This window comes from Roseixanthobacter psychrophilus (assembly GCF_043195195.1).
Classification (GTDB): Bacteria; Pseudomonadota; Alphaproteobacteria; order Rhizobiales; family Xanthobacteraceae; genus NCEH01.
The window spans coordinates 1-2,534 of sequence record NZ_JBAFWT010000107.1; the positions used below are offsets into that span (position 1 = coordinate 1).

5 protein-coding genes and 1 pseudogene are annotated in these 2,534 nt (G+C 65.4%); all 6 read right to left on the minus strand.

The window, feature by feature from the left end:
• The coding region (locus V5F77_RS28510; protein ID WP_429008426.1) for a recombinase family protein at window positions 1–299 on the minus strand (299 nt) is incomplete at its 3' end.
• On the minus strand, window positions 296–811 hold the full coding sequence (locus V5F77_RS28515) for a GNAT family N-acetyltransferase (RefSeq protein ID WP_429008427.1): 516 nt from the start codon (window positions 809–811) through the stop codon (window positions 296–298). The genes V5F77_RS28515 and V5F77_RS28510, both read right to left, overlap by 4 nt.
• The gene (locus tag V5F77_RS28520) at window positions 808–1,098 is read right to left on the minus strand and encodes a type II toxin-antitoxin system TacA family antitoxin (RefSeq protein ID WP_429008428.1); all 291 of its coding nucleotides are present in this window, start codon (window positions 1,096–1,098) and stop codon (window positions 808–810) included. The genes V5F77_RS28515 and V5F77_RS28520 overlap by 4 nt, the downstream gene beginning before the upstream one ends.
• Before the next feature lie 46 nt (window positions 1,099–1,144).
• Window positions 1,145–1,393, minus strand: a complete 249-nt coding sequence (locus tag V5F77_RS28525; protein ID WP_429008429.1) for a hypothetical protein — start codon at window positions 1,391–1,393, stop codon at window positions 1,145–1,147.
• Entirely contained in the window at window positions 1,383–1,601 is a 219-nt protein-coding gene (locus V5F77_RS28530; protein ID WP_429008430.1) for a helix-turn-helix transcriptional regulator, read from the minus strand. Before V5F77_RS28530 ends, V5F77_RS28525 begins: the two co-directional genes overlap by 11 nt.
• Before the next feature lie 129 nt (window positions 1,602–1,730).
• Window positions 1,731–2,534, minus strand: a pseudogene (locus V5F77_RS28535) (Ti-type conjugative transfer relaxase TraA); the annotation flags it as partial.

A 2,534-nucleotide genomic window follows, 5' to 3' on the forward strand; every position in this document is an offset into this window, starting at 1 on the left:
TGGTCGCGGAAGAACCGGCTGAACGAATGAACCACTACCACGTCGAACGGCGCGGGCTTGCTGGTCCCCGCCTCGATCATGCGCTGGAACTCCGGGCGGCGGTCATTGGTCGCCGACGCGCCTGGCTCCACATAGGTTTCGACAAGCTGATAGCCGCGCGAGGCGCAATAGGCTTCGCCCTGCCGCTTCTGGTCGGGAATGGAGACATCATGCTCGGCCTGTCGCGCCGTCGAGACGCGCAGGTAGAGGGCGGCGCGTAGCATCACATCGGGAGAAGATTTGCTGTCGTTCGATGTCATGGCGTTTCTCCCGACAAAAGGCGCTGCGCCGTTCCGACAGGCAGATAGAGGGTGTTCGGTCGATCAATCAGCGCCGTAAATCCGAACGCCGCGTAGAAGGCTGCGGCCTTCTCGTCGATTGCGTCGGCGAAAATGGCATGAGCGCCTATCGGGGCTTCGGCGACGGTCTTGATCGCGTCGAACAGCAAGGCTTCACCCAGCCCAAGCCCCGAATAAGATTGATCGCGCCCAAGCCAGCCGATCAGCACGGCCGGAACGGTCGGGTAGCGCGGTAGCCTGCTCGCCAACGGCTCGGGCACGGCCATGAGTGGCACATTGCTGGATGAGAGCGTGTAGAAGCCCGCTACCCGGTCGGTCTCAAGGTCCCGGGCGACGAAGCAGGTCGCGTATCGACGCTTGATGTCCTGAGTGACGGCCTCGTGGAAATAACGGTCGATCCGCTCATTGCCGCACGAGAACGCCTTGCGCTGGTGCGCTTTGGAAAGCGCCTCTATCGCAAACCTCGCGCTCACCTGGGCGCGATCAGGTCGGCATGGCGCTTCGCGGCGCGAGCCAGCCGGGCGTTGGGTGCGGGCGGATCAATCAACGCCTTGGCGAAACGCACCTGATCCTCGGCGGCGAGACGTAGCACGTCGGCCTCCTCGACCGTGCGGCGAGCATCCTCTCCCGCCGTAGCGATGAGATACCCGGTCAGCGTCATGCCGCGCAGCCTGGCCGCGCGCTGCATCTGCTCATAGACATTAACGGGCACGCGCGCCTCAAGGCGGGCGGTTTCGACTTCACTTGCGGGTCTGGGCATGGCCGATCTCCTTGTCTTGGTTATATACGGCATATTGCCGGAATAATCAAGGATCGGATGAGCCGAACAATTCATCGAAGATGTCGCCGAACCATTGCTCGAACACCTCGATCTCGGCCTCTGTGACCGGAACAGGATGGGGCCAGTCGTCGATGACGGTCCATGTGGACAGGTCGTGCTTGGGCGGCCTGCCGGGGAACGGCCACGGATAGCCCAACAGCGCCTCAAGCTGCTCGGATGCCGTGGGCGGCCTGACGCGCCGGGCGCGGGAGCGCGCGCCGCGATCAGACGGCATCGAGGCCGCGCCAGCTTCCGGGCCGCCACGCCACGGGGTTGGCGACCCATCGGTCGATGTCGGATTCCCGCCAGCCCGCGCCGTTGACGCTGATCCTGATCTGGGGCGGGAACGTGCCCTCGGCAATCTTGCGATAGATGGTGGACCACGACAGGCCGGTGCGGTCGAGGACGGTGTTCAGGCGGATGATACGGTCTGGCTGGCGCATGGCCGCGATGCCTCCTGCTGGCTGTTTGTGGGACTGCCAGGACAGGCAAAAGCAAGGATTTATTGTTGTGCAATAGATAGTTAGGCGTCGTAGGGCTGTGGCGAAGAGGCGGCGGAAAATAGGATGGTTCTACAGTCCGAGACCCCGCCCCCGACCGAGTCCGAAGGTGAGGGTGAGGTCGCGGCCGACGCCCATCCCCGAATCGAATGAGATGCCGAGTTCGCGTTTGCGGCCCGCCAGAAGGGATTCCATCTGCGGGTCGCGTTCCAGGCTGTGCGCCATGTTCCCCATCTCCGCCCGCGCGGCCCTGTGACCGGCATAGTCGCCCGCCGCATACCGTTGGTCGCTGGCCCTGTGGAGATTTTGCCAGCGCTCCACGAAACGGTCGGCGCGCAGGCCGGGATCGGCGCGCAGCTCGGTTTCCAGTTGCAGGGCGCGGATTGCGCGCCGGGCGTCGCCGGATGCCGCCTCCGCCGCAAGCGCCGGGTTCTTCTTGTAGGCCGCTTCAGCGTCGTGCGAGCCGTAGGGGCGCACCTCCTCGAACCGCTGGCGCGCCTCCTGCAACTCCCTGATCTGATCGGGGCTGGCCCTGCCGCCCTTGTCCTGCGCTGCGAAAATCGCGACCACGGCGCGGGCATGGCGGACGAGCGCCCGGCCACGGGCGCGGCGCAACGCCGCCTCCGGGTCTTCCTCCACCTTCCTTTCCGGCCCTTGTCCGCTCTCGGCGGGCAGGCGCAGCCCGTCGAAGATGCCGCGCACTTTTTCGGGAACCTGGCGGACGATCTCGACAACCTGCTCAACGCGCTCGCGGAAGGTGATGCCGCGCCGCTCGGCATAGTCACGGGCAGGTTCATAATCGCTCGCCATGTCCTTGGCGCGCTCGCGCGACAGGACGCCGACAAGCCGGTCCCGATTGGCGAAGTCGTCATGGCC

What these genes read in the sequence shown, in the direction of transcription:
- V5F77_RS28520 (WP_429008428.1), bottom strand. Translation starts at nt 1,098, where the DNA reads ATGCCCAGACCCGCAAGTGAAGTCGAAACCGCCCGCCTTGAGGCGCGC.
- V5F77_RS28525 (WP_429008429.1), bottom strand. Translation starts at nt 1,393, where the DNA reads ATGCCGTCTGATCGCGGCGCGCGCTCCCGCGCCCGGCGCGTCAGGCCG.
- V5F77_RS28530 (WP_429008430.1), bottom strand. Translation starts at nt 1,601, where the DNA reads ATGCGCCAGCCAGACCGTATCATCCGCCTGAACACCGTCCTCGACCGC.